General features: G+C 61.7%; 18 protein-coding genes and 1 pseudogene. 5 read left to right on the top strand and 14 right to left on the bottom strand.

The features are described from left to right. Nucleotides 1-173: 173 nt before the first annotated feature. On the top strand, nucleotides 174-1,391 hold the full coding sequence (locus HU731_RS18140; RefSeq protein WP_437180738.1) for an MFS transporter: 1,218 nt from the start codon (nucleotides 174-176) through the stop codon (nucleotides 1,389-1,391). A 155-nt stretch (nucleotides 1,392-1,546) separates the two neighbouring features. Here the strand turns inward: HU731_RS18140 and hemE are convergent, their stop codons facing one another. From hemE to pilM, 10 genes and pseudogenes are all read right to left on the bottom strand, one after another. Further along, nucleotides 1,547-2,614: a uroporphyrinogen decarboxylase gene (hemE, locus tag HU731_RS18135; protein WP_032893941.1), complete on the bottom strand. Its 1,068-nt coding sequence runs from the start codon at nucleotides 2,612-2,614 to the stop codon at nucleotides 1,547-1,549. 226 nt (nucleotides 2,615-2,840) lie between these two features. Continuing rightward, the gene (locus HU731_RS18130; RefSeq protein ID WP_003187920.1) at nucleotides 2,841-4,259 is read right to left on the bottom strand and encodes a glutamate synthase small subunit GltD family protein; all 1,419 of its coding nucleotides are present in this window, start codon (nucleotides 4,257-4,259) and stop codon (nucleotides 2,841-2,843) included. Between the two features lie 32 nt (nucleotides 4,260-4,291). After that, nucleotides 4,292-8,737: a glutamate synthase large subunit gene (gltB, locus tag HU731_RS18125; RefSeq protein WP_186606466.1), complete on the bottom strand. Its 4,446-nt coding sequence runs from the start codon at nucleotides 8,735-8,737 to the stop codon at nucleotides 4,292-4,294. Nucleotides 8,738-9,089: 352 nt separating this feature from the next. Continuing rightward, nucleotides 9,090-10,667, bottom strand: a complete 1,578-nt coding sequence (locus HU731_RS18120; RefSeq protein ID WP_057709582.1) for an SPOR domain-containing protein — start codon at nucleotides 10,665-10,667, stop codon at nucleotides 9,090-9,092. 9 nt (nucleotides 10,668-10,676) lie between these two features. Further along, nucleotides 10,677-11,777, bottom strand: a complete 1,101-nt coding sequence (aroB, locus tag HU731_RS18115) for a 3-dehydroquinate synthase (protein WP_072445815.1) — start codon at nucleotides 11,775-11,777, stop codon at nucleotides 10,677-10,679. 126 nt (nucleotides 11,778-11,903) lie between these two features. Continuing rightward, nucleotides 11,904-12,422, bottom strand: coding sequence for a shikimate kinase AroK (gene aroK / locus HU731_RS18110; protein WP_003187914.1), 519 nt, complete (start codon nucleotides 12,420-12,422; stop codon nucleotides 11,904-11,906). Between the two features lie 4 nt (nucleotides 12,423-12,426). Continuing rightward, nucleotides 12,427-13,680 (bottom strand): annotated as a pseudogene (locus HU731_RS18105) (type IV pilus secretin PilQ); the annotation flags it as partial. A 141-nt stretch (nucleotides 13,681-13,821) separates the two neighbouring features. Then, on the bottom strand, nucleotides 13,822-14,793 hold the full coding sequence (locus HU731_RS18100) for a pilus assembly protein PilP (protein WP_186606465.1): 972 nt from the start codon (nucleotides 14,791-14,793) through the stop codon (nucleotides 13,822-13,824). After that, a complete protein-coding gene (locus tag HU731_RS18095) occupies nucleotides 14,790-15,341 on the bottom strand; it encodes a PilN domain-containing protein (RefSeq protein WP_186606464.1) in 552 nt (183 codons plus the stop codon). Before HU731_RS18095 ends, HU731_RS18100 begins: the two co-directional genes overlap by 4 nt. Continuing rightward, nucleotides 15,338-15,994, bottom strand: a complete 657-nt coding sequence (gene pilM / locus HU731_RS18090; protein WP_186606463.1) for a type IV pilus assembly protein PilM — start codon at nucleotides 15,992-15,994, stop codon at nucleotides 15,338-15,340. Before pilM ends, HU731_RS18095 begins: the two co-directional genes overlap by 4 nt. 233 nt (nucleotides 15,995-16,227) lie before the next feature. Between pilM and HU731_RS18085 the strand changes: the two genes are divergently transcribed. Further along, a complete protein-coding gene (locus tag HU731_RS18085) occupies nucleotides 16,228-18,690 on the top strand; it encodes a penicillin-binding protein 1A (RefSeq protein WP_437180737.1) in 2,463 nt (820 codons plus the stop codon). 181 nt (nucleotides 18,691-18,871) lie between these two features. On the opposite strand, the gene HU731_RS18080 is transcribed toward HU731_RS18085, so the two are convergent. The 3 genes from HU731_RS18080 to rpmE form a co-directional block, all read right to left on the bottom strand. After that, nucleotides 18,872-20,140 carry a malic enzyme-like NAD(P)-binding protein gene (locus HU731_RS18080; protein ID WP_003187906.1) on the bottom strand — a complete coding sequence of 423 codons (1,269 nt, stop codon included), beginning with the start codon at nucleotides 20,138-20,140 and terminating at the stop codon, nucleotides 18,872-18,874. 182 nt (nucleotides 20,141-20,322) lie between these two features. After that, a complete protein-coding gene (locus HU731_RS18075; protein WP_186606461.1) occupies nucleotides 20,323-21,129 on the bottom strand; it encodes a thermonuclease family protein in 807 nt (268 codons plus the stop codon). A gap of 14 nt (nucleotides 21,130-21,143) precedes the next feature. Further along, nucleotides 21,144-21,377 (bottom strand): 50S ribosomal protein L31, encoded by a 234-nt coding sequence (gene rpmE, locus HU731_RS18070; RefSeq protein ID WP_186606460.1) that lies wholly within the window; start codon nucleotides 21,375-21,377, stop codon nucleotides 21,144-21,146. Nucleotides 21,378-21,799: 422 nt separating this feature from the next. Between rpmE and HU731_RS18065 the strand changes: the two genes are divergently transcribed. Then, the gene (locus HU731_RS18065) at nucleotides 21,800-24,019 is read left to right on the top strand and encodes a primosomal protein N' (RefSeq protein ID WP_186606459.1); all 2,220 of its coding nucleotides are present in this window, start codon (nucleotides 21,800-21,802) and stop codon (nucleotides 24,017-24,019) included. 54 nt (nucleotides 24,020-24,073) lie between these two features. Here the strand turns inward: HU731_RS18065 and HU731_RS18060 are convergent, their stop codons facing one another. After that, nucleotides 24,074-24,274 (bottom strand): hypothetical protein, encoded by a 201-nt coding sequence (locus HU731_RS18060; RefSeq protein ID WP_133298323.1) that lies wholly within the window; start codon nucleotides 24,272-24,274, stop codon nucleotides 24,074-24,076. Between HU731_RS18060 and argS the strand changes: the two genes are divergently transcribed. Then, nucleotides 24,242-25,978 carry an arginine--tRNA ligase gene (argS, locus tag HU731_RS18055; RefSeq protein WP_186606458.1) on the top strand — a complete coding sequence of 579 codons (1,737 nt, stop codon included), beginning with the start codon at nucleotides 24,242-24,244 and terminating at the stop codon, nucleotides 25,976-25,978. The genes HU731_RS18060 and argS overlap by 33 nt on opposite strands. Before the next feature lies 1 nt (nucleotide 25,979). Then, a complete protein-coding gene (locus HU731_RS18050) occupies nucleotides 25,980-26,681 on the top strand; it encodes an SPOR domain-containing protein (RefSeq protein ID WP_003187899.1) in 702 nt (233 codons plus the stop codon). Nucleotides 26,682-26,771: the final 90 nt, after the last annotated feature.

Below are 26,771 nucleotides of genomic sequence, written 5' to 3'. Positions count from 1 at the left end.
CATTAGGTCGTAAAACCTATCAAACAGGTCGAACAATATATTGGAAAGAATCATTAGCCAGCTATATTCTTTTTTGCATTGTCAGTCCTGGCAGACTTTCCTCCCCGAGGTCCCCCGTGAATCCTGCTGTTGCTCCACTTGCCCAACACACCCCGCCCCCAGCCCTCGATGAGGTGGTGGCGCAGCTCAACGACGCGTACATCGAAAAAGGCACGCCGATGTTCATGCGCACAGTGCTGGCGCTGTTCTCCGGCGGCTTCGCCACGTTTGCCTTGTTGTATTGCGTGCAGCCGATGATGCCGGCGCTGTCCCACGAGTTCTCTATCAATGCCGCGCAAAGCAGCCTGATTCTGTCCGTCGCCACTGCGATGCTCGCCTGCGGCCTGCTGGTCACCGGGCCGATCTCCGACAGGCTGGGGCGCAAACCGGTGATGGTTGCCGCGTTGTTCTGTGCGGCGCTGGCCACCATCGCCAGCGGCTTGATGCCGAGCTGGGAAGGCATTCTGTTGATGCGTGCGCTGGTGGGCCTGTCCCTGAGCGGCCTGGCCGCCGTGGCCATGACCTACCTCAGCGAAGAGATCCACCCGCAGCACATCGGCCTGGCCATGGGCCTGTACATCGGCGGCAACGCGATTGGCGGCATGAGTGGGCGCCTGATCATCGGCGTGTTGATCGATTTTGTCAGCTGGCATACTGCAATGCTGATCATCGGCGCCCTGGCGTTGATCGCGGCCACGGTGTTCTGGAAGATCCTCCCCGAATCGCGCAACTTCCGCGCCAGCAGCCTCAAGCCGCGCAGCCTGGTGGATGGCTTCGTCATGCACTTCAAGGACGCCGGCCTGCCGTGGCTGTTTCTCGAAGCCTTCCTGCTGATGGGCGCCTTCGTGACGATGTTCAACTACATCGGCTATCGCCTGCTGGCCTCCCCTTATGAGCTGAGCCAGGCGGTGGTCGGCCTGCTGTCAGTGGTGTACCTCTCGGGCATTTACAGCTCGGCCAAGATCGGCTCCCTGGCCGACCGCCTCGGTCGCCGTCGTGTGCTGTGGGGCACCATCGTGCTGATGCTCGCTGGTATGGCCCTGACCCTGTTTACACCGTTGTGGCTGGTGGTACCGGGCATGCTGGTGTTCACCTTCGGGTTCTTCGGCGCCCACTCGGTCGCCAGCAGCTGGATCGGCCGTCGCGCGGTGAAAGCCAAGGGGCAGGCGTCGTCGCTGTACCTGTTTTGCTATTACGTGGGGTCGAGCATTGCCGGGACGGCGGGTGGGTTTTTCTGGCACTTTGCCGGGTGGAACGGGATTGGCGGGTTTATCGTCGCGCTGCTGATTGGCGCGTTGCTGGTGGCGTTGAAGCTGGCGAAGTTGCCGCCACTGGGGAATATGCAGACCTGACGCAATTTGCTTTATGTGGGAGCGGGCTTGCTCGCGAATGCGGTGGTCCAGTGACGAATTTGTCGACTGACACTGCGCATTCGCGAGCAAGCCCGCTCCCACATTTGTTTTGTGTTCATCCATGAAAAAGCCCGGCTTCAAACCGGGCTTTTTCGTCATTCGTGGTATTGCGCCGACAGTTCGTGCACTGCGCGCAGGAACGCACCGGCATGCTCCGGGTTCACTTCCGGGGTGATGCCGTGGCCAAGGTTGAACACGTGGCCGGTGCCCTTGCCATAGCTGGCCAGGATGCGCCCGACTTCGGTACGGATCGCTTCTGGCTTGGCGTACAGCACGGTCGGGTCCATGTTGCCTTGCAGGGCCACCTGGTTGCCAACGCGACGGCGCGCTTCGCCGAGGTCGCAGGTCCAGTCCAGGCCCAGTGCATCGGCGCCCGCGTCAGCGATGCTTTCCAGCCACAGGCCGCCGCCCTTGGTGAACATGATCACCGGCACCTTGCGGCCTTCGTGTTCGCGGATCAGGCCGCTGACGATTTTGCGCATGTAGGCCAGGGAGAACTCCTGGTACGCCGCCGCCGACAGGTTGCCACCCCAGGTGTCGAAAATCTGTACCGCTTGGGCGCCCGCCATGATCTGGCCGTTGAGGTAGGAGGTGACCGACTGCGCCAGCTTGTCCAGCAACAGGTGCATGGCTTGCGGGTTGTCGTAGAGCATGGCTTTGGTCTTGCGGAAGTCTTTCGACGAGCCGCCTTCGACCATGTAGGTGGCCAGGGTCCATGGGCTGCCGGAGAAGCCGATCAGCGGCACGCGGCCGTTGAGCTCGCGGCGGATGGTGCTGACAGCGTCCATCACGTAGCCCAGGTCTTTGTGTGGGTCGGGGATCGGCAGGGCTTCGATATCGGCCAGGGTGCTGACGACTTTCTTGAAACGCGGGCCTTCGCCGGTTTCGAAGTACAGGCCTTGGCCCATGGCGTCGGGGATGGTGAGGATATCGGAGAAGAGGATGGCCGCATCCAGTTGTGGGTAGCGGTCCAGCGGCTGCATCGTGACTTCGCAGGCGAACTCCGGATTCATGCACAGGCTCATGAAATCGCCGGCGTTGGCGCGACTGGCGCGGTATTCCGGCAGGTAGCGACCAGCTTGACGCATCATCCACACCGGGGTGACGTCTACGGGTTGCTTGAGCAGGGCACGAAGGAAACGGTCGTTCTTGAGGGCAGTCATGTCGGCATCCGCAAAAAAAGTGCGGGCATTTTCTCAGAGCGCGACGCAAAAGGCACGGAATGCACCGTGCCTTTTGTCTATCGGGTCAATTTGTCGCGGCGGCTGGCATTACACATCTCAATGTGAAACGAGGTTTATGTGGGAGCTGGCTTGCCTGCGATAGCAATAGTGAATTCACCGCCGCCATCGCAGGCAAGCCAGCTCCCACAGTTGACCCTGTTTCAAATCAGACTTGCAGGTAGTCCAGGATACCTTCGGCGGCGTTACGGCCTTCGAAGATTGCGGTTACCACCAGGTCAGACCCGCGCACCATGTCGCCACCGGCGAAGATTTTCGGGTTGCTGGTCTGGTGCTTGTACTGGCCTTGTTCCGGGGCTACAACGCGGCCCTGGCTGTCGGTCTGGATTTCGAACTGCTCGAACCACGGCGCCGGGCTTGGGCGGAAGCCGAAGGCGATGACCACGGCGTCGGCCGGGATGATCTCTTCGGAACCCGGGATCGGCTCGGGGCTGCGACGGCCACGGGCGTCCGGTTCGCCAAGACGGGTTTCGACCACCTTCACGCCTTCCACACGGTCTTCACCGACGATGGCGATCGGCTGGCGGTTGTAGAGGAATTTCACGCCTTCTTCCTTGGCGTTCTTCACCTCTTTGCGCGAGCCGGGCATGTTGGCTTCGTCACGGCGATAAGCACAGGTCACCGACTTGGCGCCCTGGCGGATCGAGGTACGGTTGCAGTCCATCGCGGTGTCGCCACCGCCGAGTACCACGACCTTCTTGCCCTTCATGTCGACGAAATCTTCCGGTGACTTTTCAAAGCCCAGGTTGCGGTTGACGTTGGCGATCAGGAAGTCGAGCGCGTCATACACGCCCGGCAAGTCCTCACCGGCAAAGCCGCCCTTCATGTAGGTGTAGGTGCCCATGCCCATGAACACGGCATCGTATTCAGCGAGCAATTGCTCCATGGTGATGTCTTTGCCGATTTCGGTATTGAGGCGGAACTCGATACCCATGCCGGTGAACACTTCACGACGGTGGCTCAGTACGGTTTTTTCCAACTTGAACTCAGGAATACCGAAGGTCAGCAAGCCACCGATTTCCGGGTTCTTGTCGAACACCACCGGGGTCACGCCGCCACGCACCAACACGTCGGCACACCCAAGGCCTGCCGGGCCTGCGCCGATGATCGCGACGCGCTTGCCGGTCGGCTTGACCTTGGACATGTCCGGGCGCCAGCCCATGGCGAACGCGGTGTCGGTGATGTACTTCTCCACCGAACCGATGGTTACCGCGCCGAAGCCGTCGTTGAGGGTACAGGCCCCTTCACACAAACGGTCTTGCGGGCACACGCGGCCGCAGACTTCCGGCAGGGTGTTGGTCTGGTGCGACAGCTCGGCGGCGGCAAGGATGTTGCCCTCGGCCACCAGTTTGAGCCAGTTGGGAATGAAGTTGTGCACCGGGCACTTCCATTCGCAATACGGGTTACCGCAACCCAGGCAGCGATGGGCCTGGTCGGCCGAGTGCTGGGGTTTGAAGGGTTCGTAGATTTCCACGAACTCTTTCTTGCGTTGACGCAACAGTTTCTTCTTCGGATCTTTGCGCCCGACATCGATGAACTGGAAGTCGTTATTCAGACGTTCAGCCATGTTAAAACCTCATCAAACTGTTCAGGCGCATATCACTGCGGGTTGGCACGGATGCTGGAAAGCAACGATTTCAGGTTGGCAGCCTTGGGCTTGACCAGCCAGAAACGACGCAGGTAATCATCGAGGTTTTCAGCGAGGTTACGACCCCATTCGCTGCCGGTTTCCTCGACGTACTCGTCCAGCACGTGCTGCAAGTGGTTCCGGTAGGATTCCATGGCTTCGCCGCTGATGCGCTGGATTTCGACCAACTCGTGGTTGACCTTGTCGACGAAGGTGTTGTCCTGGTCGAGCACGTAGGCGAAACCGCCGGTCATGCCCGAACCGAAGTTGTAACCGGTCTTGCCCAGTACTGCGACAAAGCCTCCGGTCATGTACTCGCAGCAGTGATCGCCAGTGCCTTCCACCACGGTGTGGGCACCGGAGTTACGCACGGCGAAACGCTCACCGGCGGTACCTGCGGCAAACAGCTTGCCACCGGTGGCGCCGTACAGGCAGGTGTTGCCGATGATGGCACTGTCCTGGGTCTTGTACACGCTACCCGCCGGCGGAACGATGACCAGCTTGCCGCCGGTCATGCCCTTGCCCACGTAGTCGTTGGCGTCGCCTTCCAGGTACATGTGCAGGCCACCAGCGTTCCACACGCCGAAGCTCTGGCCCGCAGTGCCCTTGAAGCGGAAGGTGATCGGCGCTTTCGCCATGCCCTGGTTGCCGTGCTTGCGCGCGATTTCGCCGGAGATGCGTGCGCCGATGGAGCGGTCGCAGTTGCAGATATCCAAGGCAAATTCGCCACCGCTGGCGTCGTTGATCGAGGAGCCGGCCATTTCGACCATTTTCTCGGCCAGCAGGCCTTTGTCGAACGGTGGGTTGCGGTCCACTTGGCAGAATTGTGGCTTGTCTGCCGGGATGTGATCGCTACCCAACAGCGGCGTGAGGTCCAAATGTTGTTGCTTGGCGGTCTGGCCTTCGAGGATGTCCAGCAGGTCGGTGCGACCGATCAGCTCTTCCAGCGAGCGTACGCCCAGCTTGGCCAGCCACTCACGGGTTTCTTCGGCGACGTAGGTGAAGAAGTTCACCACCATGTCGACGGTGCCGATGTAGTGATCCTTGCGCAGTTTTTCGTTCTGAGTCGCCACGCCGGTGGCGCAGTTGTTCAGGTGGCAGATACGCAGGTATTTGCAGCCCAGGGCGATCATTGGCGCGGTACCGAAGCCGAAGCTTTCGGCGCCGAGGATCGCGGCCTTGATCACGTCGAGGCCGGTTTTCAGGCCGCCGTCGGTCTGTACCCGCACCTTGCCGCGCAGGTCGTTGCCGCGCAGGGTCTGGTGGGTTTCGGCCAGGCCGAGCTCCCAGGGTGCGCCGGCGTACTTGATCGAGGTCAGCGGCGAAGCGCCGGTGCCGCCATCGTAGCCGGAGATGGTGATCAGGTCGGCATAGGCCTTGGCCACACCGGCGGCAATGGTGCCGACGCCGGCTTCTGCGACTAGTTTCACCGAGACCAGGGCCTGCGGGTTGACTTGTTTGAGGTCGAAGATCAGCTGCGACAAGTCTTCAATCGAGTAGATGTCGTGGTGCGGCGGTGGCGAAATCAGGGTCACGCCCGGTACGGCGTAACGCAGCTTGGCGATCAGGCCGTTGACCTTGCCGCCTGGCAATTGCCCGCCCTCACCCGGCTTGGCGCCTTGGGCCACCTTGATCTGCAGCACCTCGGCATTCACCAGGTACTCCGGGGTCACACCGAAACGGCCGGTGGCCACCTGCTTGATTTTCGAGCTTTTGAGCGTGCCGTAGCGCGCCGGGTCTTCACCGCCTTCGCCGGAGTTGGAACGCGCACCCAGGCGGTTCATGGCTTCGGCCAGGGCTTCGTGAGCTTCCGGCGACAAGGCGCCCAGGGAAATACCGGCGGAGTCAAAGCGCTTGAGGATCGACTCCAGCGGCTCGACTTCGGCGATGTCCATCGGCGTGTCCAGGGTCTTCACCTTGAACAGGTCGCGGATCATCGACACCGGGCGGTTATCCACCAGGCTCGTGTATTCCTTGAACTTGGCGTAGTCGCCCTGCTGCACGGCGGCTTGCAGGGTGTTGACCACGTCCGGGTTGTAGGCGTGGTATTCGCCACCGTGCACGAACTTGAGCAGGCCACCCTGCTGGATCGGCTTGCGCGCGCTCCAGGCCTCCAAGGCCAGGGCTTTTTGCTCGGCTTCGATGTCGACGAAACGCGCACCCTTGATGCGGCTCGGCACGCCACGGAAACTCAGCTCGCAGACTTCTTCGGACAAGCCGATGGCTTCGAACAACTGCGCGCCACGGTACGAGGTAACCGTGGAGATGCCCATCTTCGACAGGATCTTCAGCAGGCCCTTGGTGATGCCCTTGCGGTAGTTCTTGAACACCTCGTAGAGGTCGCCCAGCACTTCACCGGTACGGATCAGGTCACCCAGCACTTCGTACGCGAGGAACGGGTACACCGCCGAGGCGCCGAAACCGATCAGCACCGCAAAGTGATGCGGGTCACGGGCGGTGGCGGTTTCCACGAGGATGTTGGAGTCGCAACGCAGGCCTTTTTCGGTCAGGCGGTGGTGCACCGCGCCGGTCGCCAGGGATGCGTGGATCGGCAACTTGCCAGGCGCGATGTGGCGGTCGGTCAGTACGATCTGGGTCCGACCGGCACGCACGGCCTCTTCAGCCTGGTCAGCAACGTTACGCACCGCGGCTTCAAGGCCCAGGTTCTCGTCGTAGTTCAGGTCGATGATCTGGCGGTCGAAGCCCGGACGCTCCAGGGTCATCAGCGAGCGCCACTTGGCCGGGGAAATGACCGGCGAGCTGAGGATCACGCGCGAGGCATGCTCAGGCGATTCCTGGAAGATGTTGCGCTCGGCACCGAGGCACACTTCCAGGGACATCACGATGGCTTCACGCAGCGGGTCGATCGGTGGGTTGGTCACCTGGGCGAACTGCTGGCGGAAATAGTCGTACGGCGTACGCACGCGCTGGGACAGCACGGCCATTGGCGTATCGTCGCCCATGGAGCCGACCGCCTCGTAGCCTTGCTCACCGAGCGGGCGCAGCACCTGGTCGCGCTCTTCGAACGTGACCTGGTACATCTTCATGTATTGCTTGAGCTGGTCGACGTCATAGAAAGCCGAACCGTGGTCGTTGTCTTCCATGGTCGCCTGGATGCGCAGGGCGTTCTTGCGCAGCCATTGCTTGTACGGGTGACGGGACTTCAAGCGGTTGTCGATGGCGTCGGTGTCGAGGATCTGCCCGGTCTCGGTGTCCACGGCCAGGATCTGGCCAGGGCCCACACGGCCTTTGGCGATCACGTCTTCTGGCTTGTAGTCCCACACGCCGATTTCCGATGCGAGGGTGATGAAACCGTTGGTGGTGGTCACCCAACGCGCCGGGCGCAGGCCGTTACGGTCGAGCAGGCACACCGCGTAGCGGCCATCGGTCATGACCACGCCGGCTGGGCCGTCCCACGGTTCCATGTGCATCGAGTTGTACTCGTAGAACGCACGCAGGTCCGGGTCCATGGTCTCGACGTTCTGCCACGCAGGCGGAATGATCATGCGCACGCCACGGAACAGGTCGATGCCGCCGGTGACCATCAGTTCGAGCATGTTGTCCATGCTGGAGGAGTCGGAACCCACGCGGTTGACCAGCGGGCCGAGCTCTTCGAGGTCCATCAAATCGTTGGCGAACTTGGTGCGACGGGCCTGGGCCCAGTTGCGGTTGCCGGTGATGGTGTTGATTTCGCCGTTGTGGGCGAGGAAGCGGAATGGCTGGGCCAGCGGCCATTTCGGCAGGGTGTTGGTGGAGAAACGCTGGTGGAACACGCAGATTGCGGTTTGCAGGCGCTCATCGCTCAGGTCTGGATAGAAGGCGGTGAGGTCCGCCGGCATCATCAGGCCTTTATAAATGATGGTCTTGTGGGAAAAGCTGCAGATGTAGTGGTCGGTGTCGGCGGCGTTGAGCACCGACGAACGACGACGGGACGTGAACAGCTTGATCGCCATGTCCTGGTCGCTCAGGCCATCGCCTGCGATGAACACTTGTTCGATCTGCGGCAGGCGCTCCAGGGCCAGGCGGCCGAGTACGCTGGTGTCGATGGGCACTTTGCGCCAGCCGACGATGTGCAGGCCGGCGGCGGCGATCTCGCGGTTCATGTTCTCGCGAGCGGCTTCGGCCTTTACCGGGTCCTGGTTGAAAAACACCATGCCCACGGCGTACTGCTTGGGCAGTTCGACCGCAAATTGCTCTTGGGCGACAGCGCGCAGGAACTGGTCGGGCTTTTGAATCAGCAAGCCACAGCCGTCACCGGTCTTGCCGTCGGCGTTGATCCCACCGCGGTGGGTCATGCAGGTCAGGGCCTCGATGGCCGTTTGCAAAAGGGTATGACTGGGCTCGCCCTGCATGTGGGCTATCAGGCCGAAACCGCAGTTATCCTTGAATTCATCGGGTTGGTACAGACCTGCTTTCATAGACACTTTCTCACCAGGCTGCCTCTTTTAGCGAGGCAAATTTCTTTTCAATTCAACCGGTTACCTTCCACGCCGAACGTACGCCGGCTTAGCGGGGGCAAAAGGGAGGTCATTGTACACACCGACACAGACGCTCACAAATTTAGCGACGAAATGTCGCAAATCTATGTCGCATTTATGAAAGGTTTAAAGCGATATGCTGTGCTAGTCAAAACTTTTTTAATTTTGACCGCTACGACTCAAAAGCCACTGTGACGCAGACACCACAAAGCGCGCGGTCTGGGGAGACTGCACGCACTTGCGGATTTTTTTGAGGTGCCGGGAGGGCGGCCTGGGTAAGGCCGCCGGATCTTCAGCGAGTTGCTGCCAGTTCTTGTTGAACGCTGGCAACAGTGCGAGGCCAAGGTTTACCAGCCTGAACCTTCGCTGGCAAGGCTTTGATGGCAGAATCGGCTGCGGCGCGGCTTGGGAAGCTGCCGTAGGTGATCACGTAGAGAGGCTTGCCGTTGAGCACTTTCTTGAAATAACGGTACTGGCCGCCCTGCTCTTTGACGAACGCCTGGGCGTTGGCTTCGGAGCTGGTGCCGAGGATCTGTACCACAAAGTTGCCGGTAGGTTGGCTGCTGTACCAGCTGCTGCCGGCAGCGCCGGCCTTGGCGACGGTGGCGGCTGGTTTTTCCGCAGGCTTGGCGGCTGGCGCTGGTTTGGCGGCCGGCGCCGGTGCAACAGGCTTGGTCACCGGAGCAGGCTTGGCGGTAGCCACGGTCGGCGCCGGCGTCGGAGCAGGCTTGGCGACCGGTGCAACCGGCGTCGCTGGCACACCAGCCGGTACGCCCGCAGGCGGTGCGGTGGTGGTCACGGTCGGCGGCGTAGCGCTGGAGCCTTCCACCGGCACACCGTCGTCGCCTTCGGAAATGCCACCGGCTTCTTCGGCCAGAGGGCCGCGCATCACCGGTTGGCCGACCATCGGCAGGTTGGTCGGTTGGCCGGAGTTGGCAAATTCGACGTTTGGCGTGGGCTTGCCCAGTGGCAACTGCGCCTGTTCGGTTGGCGCGCCGGTGGTTGTCGGTGCTTTGTTGCGGCCCGGGATCAACCAGGCGGCGGCAACAGCGACCACGACAACGGCGGAAATAGCCAATACGTGCTTCTTAGGCATAGTGAACCCCATCTTTGGACGCTTGACCGCAGAGCGGCTGGCAATCATGGCTTCGATCATGGCATCGCGGGCAACCTGGTTGATGTTTCCAGGCCAGCCATCGGAGCTTTCGTGAATATCAGAGATCTGCGCAGCGGTGAAAAGTTCGATACCCGCCCCGGCGCCCTCAAGGCGTTGCGCCAGGTATTCGCGGGTTTCTTCCTCTTCGTAAGGCTGCAACTCGATGACGTGAAACAGCTCCTGCTCACCGCTGATCTGCTCCAGATCGGCGATCAACGACGACTCACCGAACAGGAACACATGCGGGCGACCTTCCGGCGTGCCCGCCGCCAGCGCCAGCAGCGCTTCGAGGGCGGATTCGTCGAGCTGCTCGGCGTCGTCTACCAGCAGGTAGACTTCCTGGCCGGTCAGGCCCAGCTGCACCACTTGCTTGAGAATCGCGTTCGGCTCGGCATTGGAGACGTCCAACGCTTGCGCCACCTGGCGCAACACGCCGGCTGCATCACCGGCACCGCGGGCCGATACCACCACGCTCTGCACCGATTGCTTGTTGGTACTGGCCACCAGCGCCTGGCGCAGCAAGGTCTTGCCGCTGCCTAGAGGGCCGGTGACCACCAGCAGCAACTGGCTGTAGCGCGCGAGGTGATGCAACTGCCCAAGCACCGGCTTGCGCTGGGCAGGGAAGAATTTGAAACCCGGCACCCGTGGAGCGAAGGGGTCGTGGCTCAAGTGGTAATGGCCGAGGAACGCCTCGTCGGCATGCAAACTAGTCATCGGGTCTTATTAACCTTTGAGCTGGGCCAGGGCGCGGTAATCCGCTCCCAGCGTGGCCTGTAGAATCTCTTTTGGATAATCGTCGGTCACCACGGCTTCGCCGATGTGGCGCAGCAGTACCAGTCGAAGTCGACCGTCGATCACTTTCTTGTCTATCGCCATATGTTCAAGGAAATCCGCCTCGGTCATCTCCGTGGGCGGAACAACCGGCAAACCGGCGCGCTGGAACAGGCGGATACCGCGATCACGCTCCTGGGCACTGATCCAGCCCAGGCGTTGCGACATGTCCAATGCCATCACGGTGCCAGCCGCTACGGCTTCCCCGTGCAACCACACACCATAGCCCATGTGCGTTTCGATCGCATGGCCGAAGGTGTGGCCCAGGTTCAACGTGGCCCGCACGCCGGACTCACGCTCGTCGGCGTTGACCACCAGCGCCTTGGCCGCGCAGGAGCGGGAAATCGCTTCGGTGAGCGCCACCTGGTCGAGACCGCGCAAGGCGTCCATGTGCTCTTCCAGCCAGGTCAGGAACGGCTCATCGCAGATCAGCCCGTACTTGATGACTTCCGCCAGGCCCGCCGACAGCTCGCGCGGTGGCAGGGTGTTGAGGGTAGCGGTGTCGATCAGCACAGCTTGGGGCTGATAGAACGCGCCGACCATGTTCTTGCCCAGCGGGTGGTTGATACCGGTCTTGCCGCCCACCGACGAGTCGACCTGGGACAGCAAGGTGGTCGGCACCTGGATAAAGTCCACGCCGCGCTGGTAGCAGGCCGCAGCAAAACCGGCCATGTCGCCAATCACACCGCCGCCCAGGGCGACCACGGTGGTTCGACGGTCATGGCGCGCAGTCAGCAGGCCATCAAAGATCAGTTGCAGGGTTTCCCAGTTTTTGTGGGCTTCGCCGTCAGGCAACACCACAGAGATCACCGAGTACGCCGCCAGGCTGCGGCTCAAACGCTCAAGATACAGCGGCGCGACCGTTTCGTTGGAGATGATCGCCACCTGCCGGCCGGCAATATGCGGCGCAAGCAGTTCGGGCTGGTCCAACAGACCTGCGCCAATGTGGATCGGGTAGCTGCGCTCGCCTAGATCGACCTTAAGTGTCTGCATGTGTCCCCGCGTTGAAGATGTATTGACGACCGGCACTGTCGATACCTCGACACCGCCTGGTGGCTCTACGCCATACCTTACAAGGTGATGGCGCGCCGCCGAGAATAGCGCATTTCGGGCCAGGCTTTAACGGGGTGGCAACCGTTGCAGGCGCTCAAGGATGTCGAGTACGACCATCCGAGGTGGCCGCTCATCGGTTTCTACCACCAGATCGGCGATTTCCCGATACAGCGGGTCGCGCAGCGCCAGCAGGTCCCGCAGGGTTTTGGCCGGGTCGGCAGTACGCAGCAACGGGCGATTGCGATCACGGGCGGTACGGCCCACCTGCTGTTCGACCGATGCGTGCAAATACACCACCCGACCACCGGCATGCAGCGCCCGACGGTTTTCATCGCGCATGACAGCGCCACCGCCGGTCGCCAATACCACGCCATCGCAGCCGCACAGCTCGGCAATCATCGCCTGCTCGCGGTCACGAAAGCCCAGCTCGCCTTCTTTATCGAAGATCCATGGGATATTGGCACCCGTGCGCAATTCAATTTCCTTGTCGGAATCTTTGAACGGCAGGCGCAGCTCTTTGGCCAGCAAACGGCCGATGGTGCTTTTTCCAGCCCCCATCGGCCCTACAAGAATCAAATTTCGCACAGAATCAACGACTCACAGCAATCGCCTGGTTATTCATGATACGCGGAGTCAGGAATACCAGCAGCTCGGATTTTTTCTCCGCCAGCACATCGCGCCGGAAAAGGCGGCCAAGATACGGCACATCGCCCAAAAATGGCACTTTATCTACCACTTTGCTTTGGGTGTTGGAGAAAACCCCGCCAATGACGATGGTCTCGCCATCCCTGACCAGAACCTTGGCGTTGACCTCGTTTTTCTTGATCGGCGGCACGTCATTGAGGCGGTTCAGGTAGTCGGGCTCATCCTTGGTGACCTTGACCGCCATGATCACATGGTCGTCGGGGGTGATTTGCGGCGTCACCTCCAGCGACAGCGAAGCTTCCTTGAACGACACCGAGGTGGCGCCCTGGGAGGTGGATTCCTGGTAAGGAATCTCGGTGCCTTTGAGGATGCGTGCAGTCTCTTTGTCGGAGGTGACGACCTTGGGTTGCGAGACGATTTCACCGTTGCCGGTTTTTTCCATGGCGGTCAGTTCAAGGTCCAGCAACAGGTTGTCGGTGATGTAGGCGATCCCCAGGCCCGAGGTTCCGGCCAGCGACCCCAAGTCGACAAAGGGTGAACTGGGCGGGTTTTGCGGCGGCTCAGCGCCGTCTGCCTGCGGCTTGGCAATACCGCCAACGCCGCCGCTGCCACGGGTGAGCCGCCCGCCCCAGCGCACACCCAGGCTTTTGTCGTAGTCGACATTGGCCTCCACAATCCGCGCCTCGATCATCACCTGGCGTACCGGGATATCCAGCTGCGCCACGATGCGCCGCAGCTCTTCGAGCCGCTCGCCAGTCTGGTAGGCGATGATGTTGTTGGTGCGATCATCCACCGCCACCGAACCGCGCTCATCGGTGGCGCCCTCAAAGCCGGTCACCGACTGAAACAGCCTGGCCAGGTCGGCAGCCTTGGCGTAATTGACCTGCAGCAGCTCCCGACGCAAGGGCGCGAGCTCAGCCATCTGCTTGCGTGACTCCAGCATCAACAGCTCGCGAGCGGCCAATTCATCGGCGGGCGCCACCAGCAGCACGCCCGCCTTGACTCGCTTGTCCAAGCCCTTGGTTTGCAGCACCAGGTCCAGCGCCTGGTCCCAGGGCACATCCTTGAGCCGCAGAGTGATCGAGCCCTGCACCTCATCACTGGTCACCAGGTTGAGCCCAGCGACATCGGCGATTTGCTGCAATACCGCGCGCAGGTCGATGTTTTGGAAGTTGAGGGTCAGTTTGGCGCCCGTATAGCTGACCGGTGAGGCCCTGTCGGGCGGCGGCAGTTGGATCAGGTCCAGGCGATTGGGCACAGCAGCAGCCATCGGTGCCGTGAACGCTATCCATAGCGCCACACCGAAGGACGAGAAGGTCCTTTTCATTGTTTGATTCCGTTATGAGTTGACGTTCAGCACAAGGGTTCGCGGGCGTTGCAACCAAGCGCCCTGTCCATCGGGAAACAGCTCCACCAGCTCAACAGCCGCATCTTGGATGGCCGTGACCTGACCATGGTCCGGCCCCAGGTAATCACCCACTGCCAGTCGATACACCTTGGCCCCAGCGCGCAGCAAGGCGAAAGCCTGCATACCCCTGGACAGCGTGCCGACCATTTCGAACTGTTCCAGGCGCATACCCTCCAACAGCCCCCGTGGCCGGGTGAAATCCGGTGCAAGAGCGGGCCGGCCAGGCACATGGGCTGCCTGCAAGGCAGGCGGCTTGAACGGGTCGCGCAGGGACGAGGGCTCGTAGACAAATAACGGCCCTGGGTCGAGTACCTGACGGGCCTTGCCGTTTTGCAGGGTGCTGCGATAGGTCTTGGCGAGCATGTCCAGACGCAGCAAGGCGCCCTGATGCCCAAGCGTAACGTCCTGCACGGTGACTACCCGAGGCAACCCACCCAAGGCACTGACAAACGTCGCCAGGTCGTGGTAAGCCCCGGAGGCGCTTATCTGCATGGGTTGTTCGATATAAAGCTGGCGAGGCATTTCATCCAGCACACTGATGCCTTCGACCCACACCCCATGGGCAGCCGCCAGCCGGGCGAGGTCTTCCAGCGCGGCAGGCACCTCGGACTCGCCGGGCAATTGCCCGAGAAGGCTGACCACCTGTTCTTCCATGCTCCGCACCTGCTGGCTGCGCAGCTCAAGGCTGGCGGCCAAGCCGGTCTTTTCTGTGAGTTGCTGTTGCAGCGCCTGCTCCCGCGCCTCAAGCCCGTGCAATCGCTCCCGCTGCGGCCCCCCATGCGAAACCTCGCCTATCGCCAGCACCAGGCCGGCCAGCGCACAGCCAAGCAGCACCTTGCCCGGCAGGGACCATTTAGCAGCGTTGTCAGAGAGCGTGGAAAAATCGAGCCTGGGCAGGCTCATGGTTGCGCCTCGCTGGTTTCCCCCTGGCGAACCATCAGCTGGAATTCACTTTCACCGCGCGCACCTTCGGCCTGCACGCGCTGCAGACGGGTCGAACTGGAGCCCTGGGCTGGCTTGAGCTGCTGCATCAAACGGGCGATATCCTGGTTGCTTTCAGCTGTGCCGCGGATGCTGATGGTGTCGCCGTTCGCAACCACCTCATGCAGATGGACACCTTCGGGCACCGAGCGAGCCAATTGCTCGAACAATCGGGCCCCGGAAGAGCGGGCATCGTGCAGGTCCTGAACCACCTTCATGCGTTCGGCCAGTTGCTGGCTTCGCTCCTGCAGATCGTCGATGGTCTTGATGCGCGAGTCCTGGGTGGCGATGTGCTCTTCCAGGCGGCTGTTGCGGCTGACCTGCCGGTCTATCGCCTGGTCGATCACTTGATCAGCCAACCACAGTGCCGCGAGCGCCACGCAGGCAAACGCCAGCAATAGCACCAACAGGTATTTGCGCCTGCGCTGCGCCAGGGCCTGGCGCCAAGGCAAAAGATTGATTCGTGTCATCCAGCGAAACTCCTCAGGGCCAGCCCGCAAGCCACTCCCATCCCTTGGGCATCCAAGGCCCATTGTGCACCATCGACTCTATGACCCGGCGTGAAGCTGGCAAAATCCTGAAGGCAAGCGCGCTGCAATGCAAACCCTTCTACATCGACCACTCGCGGCACCAGCCCCGCCAGGGCCAAAACCGCCTCGCGCGCTTCGACCTGCTCGCGCAGGCACGCCGCCAGCATCACTTCTACCCACTGCGGGCCTTGAGCCGATGGCCCTTGAACCTGAAAGTCGATGGCCACTTCATCCAATGGGTAAGGGATGAACTGGTCGGCTTCCATCTGGATCTTCCAGGCCATTTCCTCGTCGCTCAGACCCGCGTCCATTTCGATCAACCGGGTAATCACCGACGGGCCTGCAACCGCCACGGCGGCGTATCGGGCCGAGGAGCCCAGGCGCGACAGCGCCTGTTGTAAAACCCGGCCCACAGCCTCAAGGTCCAGCAGGGTGCCGTCGACCACCGCCTGGGGCGGCAGTACTTGCGTGACGTAGCCCTGGACGCTGAAACCGTCGGATGAACGGCCCAGTTCGATCAACTTGATACCGCTGTCATTGATATCGACCCCCAACACCGTGTCGACTTTTCGCCTGAAAAATCCCTTTCCCATAAAACTCCCCAAAACTTTCCCTGTCATACCGGCTGTCATCTCGCCTGATTGCTGCCAGGCACCTTGCATTCGGTCGGCTTGTTCAAGGCTCGCGAATGACGCCCCAAGCCGAAAAATGCTTTAATGCCCAGCGTTTTTTCCCGCTTTTTATCTGCTGCCCGGGTCGATCCATCGTTTGCCATGCATGCCCCGACGCGTAACTCTTTCTTTTCTCTGGAAATCCAAAAGCCTTGATTCGTCTGCTGAAGTTTTTCGGGTACTCCATTGTCGCCATCGTCTGCGGGCTGCTGCTCGTATTCAGCGGGGCCTACCTCTACCTTAGTCCGGGTTTGCCCTCCGTAGAGGCCCTCAGAAGTATCCAGTTGCAGATTCCTTTGCGGGTCTACAGCAGCGATGACAAGTTGATCGCGGAGTTCGGCGAAATGCGCCGCACACCGATCCGTTTCGCCGATATTCCACCCAATTTCATCAGTGCATTGCTGTCCGCCGAAGACGATAATTTCGCCAACCACTACGGCGTAGACCCCAGCAGCCTGGTGCGTGCAGCCACGCAATTGGTAAAAAGCGGACACATTCAATCCGGCGGCAGCACCATCACCATGCAGGTGGCGAAGAACTTCTTCCTTACCAGCGAGCGCAGCTTTTCCCGCAAGGCCACCGAAATCCTGCTGGCGCTGCAGATCGAACGCCAGCTGACCAAGGATGAAATCCTCGAGCTGTACGTCAACAAGATCTACCTGGGCAACCGCGCCTACGGCATCGAGGCCGCGTCCCAGGTCTACTACGGCAAGTCGATTCGTGACGCCAGCCTGGCGCAGATGGCCATGATTGCCGGCCTGCCCAAGGCGCCGTCACGCTTCAACCCGCTGGCCAACCCGGCGCGCAGCAAAGAACGACGCGACTGGATCCTGGGCCGTATGTACAAGCTGGGCAAGATCGACCAGGCCGCTTATGAAAGCGCCGTGGCCGAGCCGCTGAACGCCAGCTATCACGTGCCGACGCCGGAAGTTAATGCACCCTATATCGCCGAAATGGCCCGCGCCGAGATGGTGGGTCGTTATGGCAGCGAGGCCTACACCGAAGGTTTCCGCGTCACCACGACGGTGCCGAGCAACTTGCAGGAAATCGCCAACCATTCGGTACATGAAGGCCTGATCACCTATGACCAGCGTCACGGCTACCGCGGCCCCGAGTCGCGCCTGCCGGGCAAGACCCTGAGTGCCTGGACCACCGAATTGAGCAAACAGCGGTCGATCAGCGGCCTGGACCCGGCCATCGTCACCCAGGTATCGAAAGACGGCATTCAAGTGCTGACCCGCTCTGGCGAAGCCCATGTAGCCTGGGACAGCATGAAGTGGGCGCGTCCGTTCCTGAACACCAACAGCATGGGCCCGATGCCCAAGCAGCCCTCCGACGTGGCCCAGGTGGGTGATTTGATCCGCGTGCAACGCCAGAACGATGACAGCCTCAAATTCAGCCAGGTGCCGCTCGCCCAGGGCGCCCTGGTGTCCCTGGACCCGCAGAACGGTGCGATCCGCGCGCTGGTTGGCGGTTTTGCCTTCGAGCAGAGCAACTACAACCGCGCCACCCAGGCCAAGCGCCAGCCGGGCTCCAGCTTCAAGCCATTCGTCTACAGTGCCGCGCTGGACAACGGCTACACCGCTGCCAGCCTGGTGAACGACGCGCCCATCGTGTTTGTCGATGAATACCTGGACAAGGTCTGGCGCCCGAAGAACGACACCAACACTTTCCTTGGCCCGATCCGCATCCGCGAGGCGCTGTACAAGTCGCGCAACCTGGTGTCGATCCGCCTGCTGCAGGCGATGGGCGTAGGCAAGACCATCGACTACATGACGCGCTTTGGCTTTGCCAAGTCGGACCTGCCGCCGAACCTGTCCCTGGCCCTGGGTACCGCGACCCTTACGCCGATGGAAATCGCCACCGGCTGGAGCACCTTTGCCAACGGCGGCTACAAGATCGCGCCGTACCTGATCGATAAGATCGAAAGCCGCAATGGCGACACCCTGTTCACCGCCAACCCGCCACGAGTACCCGGCGATGTGGTCAATGGCGTGGCCGCCACCGACGGGCTTGCGGCACCGACCAACGGCGGTATCACCATCGAGCCGACGCCAGGCACGCCAGCGGCCGCAAACGCCGGCGCACCCGCCGAACCGCAAGCGCCAGCAGTTGCCGAGCGTATCGTGGATGGCCGTACCACCTATATCCTCAACAGTATCCTGCAAGACGTGATCAAGAAGGGCACCGGCCGCCGCGCACTGGCCCTGGGCCGTGCAGATATCGCCGGCAAGACCGGTACTACCAACGAATCCAAGGACGCCTGGTTCTCCGGTTACAACGGCGACTACGTGACCACCGTGTGGACCGGCTATGACCAGCCTGAAAGCCTGGGCCGCCGCGAGTTTGGTGGCACTGTCGCCCTGCCGATCTGGATGAGCTACATGGGCGCAGCCCTCAAGGACAAGCCGCTGCACACGCAGCCGGAACCGGAAGGCATCCTCAGCCTGCGCATCGACCCGATCAGTGGACGTGCGGCTTCGCCGAGCACACCGAATGCGTACTTCGAGCTGTTCAAGAGCGAAGACACGCCGCCGTCGGTCAACGAACTGGGCAACGGTGTAGTACCGGGTAGCCCGCTGCCGGCGGATGAAGGCGCGCCGATCGATTTGTTCTGACGGGTTTGATCGTTCCCACGCTCTGCGTGGGAATGCATCTTGTGACGCTCTGCGTCACGACCTTAAACGCAGACGCGGAGCGTCCAGGGCGGCATTCCCACGCAGAGCGTGGGAACGATCAGCCACAAAAAAGCCCCGACTCATTCGAGCCGGGGCTTTTTTGTGGGTGCGCTACAACAGCTTAGCCGTTGAACACATCATCCACGCTTTGCAGCGGGTAGTTCTTTGGATACGGCAGAGTGGCCACACCGGTCTCGATAGCGGCCTTGGCCACGGCATCGGAGATCAGGGTGATCAGGCGCTTGTCCATTGGTTTGGGAATGATGTACTCACGGCCGAATTCCAGCTTGGCGCCACCGTAGGCGTCGCACACGTCCTGAGGTACCGGCAGCTTGGCCAGTTCACGCAGGGCGTTGGCAGCAGCCACTTTCATTTCTTCGTTGATGCGCTTGGCGCGAACGTCCAGGGCACCACGGAAGATGAATGGGAAGCCGAGTACGTTGTTGACCTGGTTCGGGTAGTCCGAACGGCCGGTGGCCATGATCACGTCGCTGCGGGTGGCGTGGGCCAGCTCAGGAGCGATTTCCGGATCCGGGTTGGAGCAGGCGAACACGATAGGGTTCGGCGCCATGGATTTGAGACCTTCAGCGCTCAGCAGGTTCGGGCCGGACAGGCCAACGAACACGTCGGCACCGTCGAGGGCGTCAGCCAGGGTGCGCTTGGAGGACGGGTGGGCAAACATCGCCTTGTACTGGTTCAGGTCGGTACGCTCGGACTGGATCACGCCCTTGCTGTCGACCATGTAGATGTTTTCCAGCTTGGCGCCCATGCTGATGATCAGCTTCATGCAGGAAATGGCCGCGGCACCGGCGCCCAGGCAGACGATTTTCGCCTCGCCCAAGGTTTTGCCAGCGATTTCCAGGGCGTTGATCATGCCGGCTGCGGTAACGATCGCGGTGCCGTGCTGGTCATCGTGGAATACCGGAATGTCGCACTGCTCGATCAGGGCCTTTTCGATCTCGAAGCACTCAGGTGCCTTGATGTCTTCCAGGTTGATGCCACCGAACGTGATGGAAATGCGCTTGACGGTGTCGATGAACGCCTGCGGGCTTTCGGAGTCGACTTCGATGTCGAACACGTCGATGCCGGCAAAGCGCTTGAACAGCACGCCCTTACCTTCCATGACTGGCTTGGAAGCCAATGGGCCGAGGTTACCCAGGCCCAGAATCGCGGTGCCATCGGAAATCACTGCAACCAGGTTGCCTTTGCCGGTGTACTTGTACGCCAGCTCTGGGTCACGGGCGATTTCACGTACGGGTTCGGCAACACCAGGGCTGTAGGCCAGCGACAGGTCGCGGGCAGTGGCAGTGGCTTTGGTGAGCTCTACACTCAGCTTTCCTGGACGAGGATTGGCATGGTATTCGAGAGCGGCAGTTTTCAAATCAGACATATCGGCATTCCGCTTTTACTGTTGGTCGACGGACCGCCGAGGATACGCGTGTCGTAAAGTCCCTACAAGACTGGGCAGTCACAGGTGTCAAGGGCCCTGGGCTACGACTTTTGGCCAAGAGCCACGGGATACAAGGGCTCAACTGTTCACAATCGAAATAAAAAATGTCTACAATTTTTTATTCAAAGCGTCGATTTCAGCATGCCAGGGTCAGTTATTGGCAACAGCCAGCGTGCCTGGCCTTTTTTCAGGCCGCCACGGCGGGAACGATCCTGCACCCAGCCACGCGCCTCCAGGGTGCGGCCTGGCAGACCATTGAGCATGGCCGTATCGAATTGGCTGATCAACTCGGGCGCAATGCGTAATACCAGTGAACCTTGCAGTTCAATCCAGATTCCGCCGCGATTGCGCTCGATCTTGCTGACCCGACCAGCCACCAGCGCAAACCCGGAGCGCTTGAGATTGGCCACGCTTTGCACCGGCGATTGGCGCCACAGGCCGAGCCGTGCCTGGCGGGCGCTGTTTTCGGCGGCCTGCTGGCAGGCAACCAGGTCCACATTCGGCGCCACGCCCACTTGGTACCCCAGGCCTTCAGCCAGCAGCTGCGCCTCCAGGTTCTCGCCATTGGCGCCGTAGAGGTGAGCCAGGGTACGCCCGTAATGGTCTTTGCCTTCGCGCCCCGCCACCAGGCCGACACGCCCATCGCTGGCCTTGACCAACGCCTGCAGGCGCTGGCGGGCGGCGACGGCAAATGGCTCGTCAGGGCGACCCTTCTTGCCGGTTTCCGGCGCGTTGAGGCCGATCATGCGTACGCTGCGGCCATCCTTGAGCCGCACCGTGTCGCCATCCACCACACGCTGCACCTCGACGCGGGCGATGGCCGCCGGGGCGGGGCAGAAGGCGCCGGCCTGAGCGGTCGCCAGCCAAATCCCAGGCACAAAAAAGGCGCCCACAAGGGACGCCTTTTTCAACAGCGGGTAAAAGCCCATAAGGCTCTTGAACCTTACTCTGCTGGAGTAGCAGCAGGCTTCTTGCCGAAAGCACCAAAGCGATCTGCGAAGCGCTGTACGCGGCCGCCGGTGTCCAGAGTTTTCTGCTTACCGGTGTAGAACGGGTGGCACTCGTTGCATACGTCAGTACCCAGTGGCTTGCACAGGTTCGAACGCGTTTCGAACTTGTTGCCGCAGCTGCAGGTTACTTGGATAGTTTCGTACGCTGGATGGATATCGGCTTTCATGGCACTTCCTCAGGCTAGCGTGCCGCCACTCGACACTATTGTCGAATACCGCACGTAATTAGGCCGCGGATTCTACCAGACCTTTTTAATCGCGCAAGCGGCGGTACTGGCCGAAAACTCCCTTTCATCAGATATTCCTGACACACCGCCATCAATGTGGGAGCCGGGCTTGCCCCAATGCCAGTCAGTCAAGGGCTTTTTGTAGGAGCGAGCTTGCTCGCGAGAAACTCACAGGCGCCGCGTTGATTCAGGAAGCACGCGTTATCGTTGATGTTTTCGCGAGCAAGCTCGCTCCTACGGTAGGCGATTGGGGCAAGCCAGCTCCCACAAGATCCGGTTCCAGTACTGGAGACGTGACACCCCCGGTCTGCTAGGCTCGCGCCCCTGCGCCACCGCTTGCCTATATAGATGAGACTCCTCGCGTGCCCGACGCCATTTTGCGCCTAGCCCTGCCCTCGCCCCTGCGCCGCCTGTTCGATTACCGGTCCCCGCCCGGCGTGTCGCGTGCACAGTTGCAGCCGGGCATGCGCGTGCGCGTGCCGTTCGGGCGCCGGGAAATGATCGGCATTCTGGTGGAAGTCACCGACCACAGCGAAGTGCCTGCCGAAAAGCTCAAGCCGGCAATTGCACTGCTCGACGCCACACCGCCGCTGCCGCCCGCGCTGTTCAAACTGTGCCTGTGGACGGCGCAATATTACCAACACAGCCTGGGCGATACCTTGAGCTGGGCGCTGCCTGTGCTGCTGCGCCAGGGCGAACTGGCCGAAGCGCGCCAGGAGCGTTTCTGGTCGATGGTACCCGGCGCACGCCTTGACGACCCGCGCATCGCCCGCGCCCCACGCCAGCGTGAGGCCCTGGCCACCTTGGCGCAGCATCCCCACGGCGTAGCCCATCAGCTATTAAGCAAGCTGATGCTGAGCAAAGACAGCCTCGACCTGCTGCTGGCCAAGGGCCTGGTGCAGGTGGAAATCCGCAAGCACGCCCCGGACCCGCGCCACGAACACTGGCTGGCCCAACCGGAGTTGCCGCTGAACGCCGAGCAACGCGCCGCGTATGAGGCGATTCGCGCCGGTTTTGACAGTTTCCACGCGTTCCTGCTGGCCGGTGTCACTGGCAGCGGCAAGACCGAAGTGTATTTGCAGTTGATCCGCGAGACTCTGCAGGCCGGTAAGCAGGCACTGGTGTTGATCCCGGAGATCAACCTGGGCCCGCAGACCGTGGCGCGTTTCGAGCAACGCTTCAATGCCCGCATCGCCCTGGTGCACTCGGCGGTCAATGACCGTGAACGCCTGGAGTCGTGGCTGGCAGCGCGGGACGGCGAGGCCGACATCATTATCGGCACGCGCTCGGCGCTGTTCACACCGATGAAAAACCCCGGGCTGATCATCGTCGATGAGGAGCATGACGGTTCCTATAAACAGCAGGAAGGTTTGCGCTACCACGCCCGCGACCTGGCGCTGGTGCGCGCGCGCCAGGAAGACATCCCGATTGTGCTGGGCTCGGCCACGCCTTCCCTCGAAAGCCTGCACAACGCCTACACCGGCCGTTACGGGCTGCTGCGCTTGAACGAGCGCGCCGGTGGCGCCAAACAACCGCGCTTCCTGCGCCTGGACGTGAAAAGCCGCCCGCTGGACAGCGGCATTTCCGGCCCGATGCAACAGGCTATCGGCCAGACCCTCGCCGCCGGCCAGCAGGTATTGGTGTTTCTCAACCGCCGCGGCTTTGCCCCCACGCTGCTGTGCCATGACTGCGGCTGGATGTCCGGGTGCGAGCGCTGCGATGCGCGCATGACCGTGCACCAGCGCCACGGCGAGTTGCGCTGCCATCACTGCGGCCATGTGGAACGGGTACCGCGCCATTGCCCGCAGTGCGGCAAGGTGGACTTGCGCCCGGTGGGCGCCGGCACCGAGCGCGCCGAAGAACGCCTGGGCATTCTGTTCCCGGATTACCCGGTGCTGCGGGTCGACCGCGACAGCACGTCGCGCAAAGACGCTATGAACCAACTGTTCACCACCATCCACAAAGGCCAACCGTGCATCCTGGTGGGTACGCAAATGCTTGCCAAAGGGCATCACTTCCCACGGGTGACCCTGGTGTCGATCCTGGATGCCGATGGCGGGCTGTTCTCCGGGGATTTTCGCGCCAGCGAACGCATGGCGCAGCTGATCGTGCAGGTGGCGGGGCGCGCCGGGCGGGCCGAAGAGCCAGGCCGGGTGATTATCCAGACGCACCTGGCCGACCACCCGCTGCTGATTCAACTGACGGAACAAGGCTACTTTGCCTTCGCCGAGCAAGCCTTGAGCGAACGCCGCGCCGCCGGCCTACCGCCCTTTGCGCACCTGGCGCTGCTGCGTGCCGAAGCCCACAAGCCCGGGCAGGCCGAAGGCTTTCTTGATGAAGCCTGCAGCGCCGCCGAACGTTTACTGGGCGAACTGGCCCTCAGTGGTATCGAACTGCTCGGCCCGGTGCCAGCGCCCATGGAGCGGCGCGCCGGACGTTATCGCGCTCAGCTACTCTTGCAGGCAACCTCCCGCGCGCCGCTGCATCGGCTATTAAGTCGCTGGATGCTTGAGCTGGAGCAACTGCCCAGCGGTCGGCAGGTGCGATGGTCGTTGGATGTAGACCCGGTAGATTTGTACTGATCCACCCACCACTGTAGGAGCGAGCTTGCTCGCGAAAAACTCAAGAACACCGCGTTAAATCAGGAAGCCCGCGTTATCGTTAACGATTTTCGCGAGCAAGCTCGCTCCTACAAAATGCTCCACAGGTCCGGAACGGTTGGCAAGCCCGCCCTCGCCACGGATAATGCCCAGTTTTTCCACCTGCGCATCGCGCGCCGCCGCTTGCGGTCGAAAGAGAACACCATGAAAGACACCATTCGCCAGCTGATCCAACAAGCCCTCACCCAACTCGTCAACGAAGGTGTGTTGCCTGAAGGCCTGTCGCCGGCGATCCAGGTGGAGAACACCCGCGACAAGACCCACGGCGACTTCGCCAGCAACATCGCGATGATGCTGTCCAAGCCGGCCGGCATGAAACCACGCGACCTGGCCGAAAAAATCATCGCCGCCCTGCCGGCTGACGCCAGTGTCACCAAGGCCGAAATCGCAGGCCCTGGTTTTATCAACTTCTTCCAGAACACCCAGGCCCTGGCGTCGCGCCTGGATGCCGCCCTGGCCGATGCGCGCATCGGTGCACGCAAGGCCGGCGACAGCCAGCGCGTGGTCATTGACCTGTCGGCGCCGAACCTGGCCAAGGAAATGCACGTGGGCCACCTGCGCTCCACCATCATTGGCGACGGCGTGGCACGGGTGCTGGAATTCCTCGGCGACACCGTGATCCGTCAGAACCACGTGGGCGACTGGGGTACCCAGTTCGGCATGCTGATGGCCTACCTGCAGGAAAACCCGATCACCAGCAACGAGCTGGCCGACCTGGAAAACTTCTACCGCGCCGCCAAAAAGCGGTTTGACGAGTCTGAAGAATTCGCCGACCGCGCCCGTGGCCTGGTGGTCAAACTGCAGGCCGGTGACGAAGAGTGCCTGGCGCTGTGGAACCGCTTCCGTGAGATTTCCCTGTCCCACTGCCAGGAAATCTACGAGCTGCTCAACGTGAAACTGACCATGGCCGACGTGATGGGCGAAAGCGCCTATAACGACGACCTGATCAACGTGGTCAACGACCTCAAGGCCAAGGGCCTGCTGGTCGAGAGCAACGGCGCCCAGTGCGTGTTCCTCGAAGAATTCAAGACCGCCGACGGCGAGCCGCTGCCGGTGATCATCGTCAAGGCCGATGGCGGCTACCTCTACGCCACCACCGACCTGGCCGCCGTGCGTTACCGCAGTGGCGTGCTCAAGGCTGACCGTGCGCTGTACTTCGTCGACCAGCGCCAGGCCCTGCACTTCCAGCAGGTGTTCGAAGTGGCGCGGCGCGCCGGTTTCGTCACCCACCCGATGCACATGGAGCACATGGGCTTTGGCACCATGAACGGCGCCGATGGCCGCCCGTTCAAGACCCGTGACGGCGGCACCGTGAAGCTGATCGACCTGCTGACCGAAGCCCAGGAACGTGCCTACAACCTGGTGAAGGAAAAGAACCCGGAGCTGGCCGAGGCCGACCTGCGCAACATCGCCCGCGTGGTGGGTATTGGCGCGGTGAAATACGCCGACCTGTCCAAGCACCGCACCAGCGACTACAGCTTCAACTTCGACCTGATGCTCAACTTCGAAGGCAACACCGCGCCGTACCTGCTGTACGCCTACACCCGCGTGGCCGGGGTATTCCGCAAGCTGGGCAAGGACTTCAGCGAAGTCCAAGGCCAGATCGCGCTGGACGCCGCCCATGAACAGGAACTGGCGGCCAAGCTCGCGCAATTTGGCGAAGTGCTCAACAGCGTTGGCGAAAAAGGCACGCCGCACATCCTGTGCACCTATTTGTACGAAGTGGCCGGCCTGTTCTCCAGCTTCTACGAGAACTGCCCGATCCTGACCGCCGACGACGAAGCCCAGAAACAAAGTCGCCTGCGCCTTGCCGCCTTGGCTGGACGCACCCTCAAGCAAGGCCTGGAACTCTTGGGCCTGGAAACTCTGGAGCGTATGTAAGTTGGCCGCCAAGAAAAAACCTGCACCCAAGCGCGGCGCGAGCCGCTACCAGGCCCCGGCGAAGCAACCGATTCCGGGTTGGTTGTGGATGGCCATCGGCCTTACGGTCGGCGCATTTATTGTGTTTCTGATGAAGCTGGAGCCCGGCCAGGGCGATGACGTCAAGCGCGTCAAACAGGAGCAGCAAAAAGCCACGAAAATCGCCGAAGCCAACAAGACCGCGCCGAGCCCGACCGCACCGGTAAAGCCCAAGTACGACTTCTACACGCTGCTGCCGGAATCGGAAGTGATCGTGCCGCCTGACGCCGTGCCGGAAAAAACCCTGCCGACGCCACAGGTGCCGACCACGCCGGTAACCCCAGCGGAAGCTGCGAAAATCGACACGGCGCGCGCCCAGGCCGCGCTGGCCGGCATCACGCCGCCGCCAGCACCGCCAGTGGCAGCCACCAAGGCTGCGCCGGTGACCAAGTTCTTCCTGCAAGCGGGCTCGTTCCCGAAACAGGCAGATGCGGACCGTGTACGCGCACAGATCATTCTGTTGGGCCAGTCGGTATCGGTTGAGTCTGGCACGGTGAAGGACGCGACCTGGTATCGCGTGTTGGTGGGGCCGTTCAGCAACCGTGAACAGCTGACCGTGGCGCAAAAGCAATTGGCCGGCGCAGGTTTTAGCAACCTGTTGTTACAACAACGCCAGAGCCGCTGATTAAGCAGCCAACACGGTTTTAATGTGGGAGCTGGCTTGCCTGCGATAGCGGTGTAACAGTCAATGATTCAGTGACTGACACGCCGCTAT

Source organism: Pseudomonas salmasensis, from assembly GCF_014268375.2.
Taxonomy (GTDB): domain Bacteria; phylum Pseudomonadota; class Gammaproteobacteria; order Pseudomonadales; family Pseudomonadaceae; genus Aquipseudomonas; species Aquipseudomonas salmasensis.
Note: the sequence above shows the minus strand (reverse complement) of the source record. Positions and strands in the feature narration are given on the sequence as shown.